The organism is Burkholderia sp. SIMBA_062 (genome assembly GCF_046534765.1).
Taxonomy (GTDB): Bacteria; Pseudomonadota; Gammaproteobacteria; order Burkholderiales; family Burkholderiaceae; genus Burkholderia; species Burkholderia ambifaria.
The window spans coordinates 1-238 of the sequence record NZ_JAWRYD010000606.1 but is presented as its reverse complement, the minus strand read 5'-3'; the positions used below and the strand labels follow the sequence as shown (position 1 = coordinate 238).

The following is a 238-nucleotide window of genomic DNA, read 5'->3' as shown; positions in this document are numbered from 1 at the left end:
AAGGAAAATCCATGGCTGAGAAGAAGTACGCTTGGGAAGAAGGCGCAGTCCTCGCTGAGCATTCAAGGAAGAAGCATCAGATTCTTCGAGAATATTTCTACAACTACGTCCAGACTCGTTGTACTTCCCCCCTGGTCAGAAAGTTCCGGCTAGCCGTCGTAGACGGGTTCAGCGGGGCTGGCCGCTACAACTGCGGCTCGGCAGGCTCCCCCGTAATTTTTGTTGAGGAATTGAGTCG

1 protein-coding gene is annotated in these 238 nt (G+C 52.9%); it reads left to right on the top strand.

The window, feature by feature from the left end; all coding sequences use genetic code 11:
• Positions 1 to 11 precede the first annotated feature (11 nt).
• On the top strand, positions 12 to 238 hold a 227-nt coding region (gene tcmP, locus SB786_RS37615), incomplete at its 3' end, for a three-Cys-motif partner protein TcmP (protein WP_410731764.1).